Genomic DNA, 1,435 nt, shown 5'->3' on the forward strand with positions numbered 1-1,435 from the left:
GTATAAGAGATAGGGGTTCAGTAGGTCTCGGGGGAGCCGGTGATCCTGAGCTTGCGCTGGGCGCGCTGGTAGAAGGTGGTCCGGCCGAGGCGCACCACCATGGCCGCGGCGGGCAGCATGTCGATGTCCAGCCGGTCCCCGGGGCCGACATGGCCCACGACCCGTCCGTCCGCCTCCACGGCCAGCCGCCCGCTGCGCGGCAGCACCTCCAGGGCGAGCTTCTCCCCGGCGGAGAGGAACAGCGCACGGTTGAACGCCGAGTGCGGCGCGACCGGGGTCACCAGCAGGCCCTCGGCGCTGGGGGAGACGATGGGGCCCCCGGCGGAGAAGCTGTACGCGGTGGACCCGGTGGGTGTGGCCACGACCACGGCGTCGGCGGCGTAGCTGACGAAGTGGTGCCCGTCGACCTGCACACTCACCGACGCCGAGCGGTCGCCGGGGACGCGTACCAGCGCGATGTCGTTGAACGCGAGCTCGTCGGAGCCGTCGACCCCGGCCCGCACCCCGGAGCGCGGCTCCACGGTGAACCGGCGTGCGTCGATGGCCGAGAGCGCCTCCGGCACCTCGGGGATGTCGACCTCGGCGAGGAAGCCCAGCCGGCCCACATTGACCCCCAGCACCGGCGCCCGCCCGCCGCAGGCCAGCCGCATCGCCCGGAGCATGGTGCCGTCGCCGCCGAGGCTGACGATCAGGTCGGCCCGCCGGGCGAGTTCCGCGGCCTCCACGGCGACGGCGTCGCTGTCGACCCGGGCCGCCTCCTCGGGCACCGCCAGGACCTGCCCGCCGTGGGCATGCGCCCAGTCCAGGATCCTGGTCAGGGTCGTCCCGCACTCCCGCTCGGGGTGCAGCACCAGTCCCACAGCGCCCAGTAGTCCCACGGCCGGCTCCTCACGATCGGCACCCATTACCAGTGACGCACACTCCTGGCGGGGCGGACAAGCGTGGTCACCGGGAGCGGGCCGCCGACATCACGGTGCGCATGCGCGGCGACCCGACATTCTCCAGGGCAGGAACGGAGCACTCGGCCGAGGTGCCGGCGGTGCTGGACGAGGCTGCCGGACGGCTCCGCGGTCGTGGCGTCACCCAGTGGCCCGCACGCTTCGAGCCGCACTGGATCGAGGAGGCACTGCGCCGGGGGGAGACTGGTGCGGGTGGACGGCCGGCTCGCCGCCACCGTCACCCCGGACTGGGCAGACCCGCTGTGGGACGACGATCCCGCCCCCGCCGGCTGTCTGCACCGGATGGCGGTCCGGCGGGAGGCTGCGGGCACCGCCCTCGGCCGCCGGATGATCGACTGGGTGGCGCGGGCGGTCCTCGACCGGGGGCCGGGGCGGCTGCGGCTGGACTGCGTCAGCGCCAACCGCCCGCTGCGGGCCTACGACGAGGCGGCGGGGTTCCGGCACCGCGGTGACGCGGCCGTCGGCGGGGCGCCGGG

The 1,435-nt window shown here is 74.8% G+C and carries 2 protein-coding genes; one reads left to right on the plus strand and one right to left on the minus strand.

Translation table 11 applies throughout. From position 1 onward, the window contains the following. Positions 1-17 precede the first annotated feature (17 nt). Positions 18-878 carry an NAD(+)/NADH kinase gene (locus tag AOK09_RS36825; RefSeq protein ID WP_217698546.1) on the minus strand — a complete coding sequence of 287 codons (861 nt, stop codon included), beginning with the start codon at positions 876-878 and terminating at the stop codon, positions 18-20. Positions 879-1,151: 273 nt separating this feature from the next. Here AOK09_RS36825 and AOK09_RS36830 point away from each other — a divergent pair. Beyond that, positions 1,152-1,435 (plus strand): GNAT family N-acetyltransferase (locus AOK09_RS36830; RefSeq protein WP_169797123.1); only part of this gene is annotated, 284 nt, incomplete at its 3' end.

The sequence above is a fragment of the Peterkaempfera griseoplana genome (assembly GCF_001418575.1).
GTDB lineage: Bacteria > Actinomycetota > Actinomycetes > Streptomycetales > Streptomycetaceae > Peterkaempfera > Peterkaempfera griseoplana.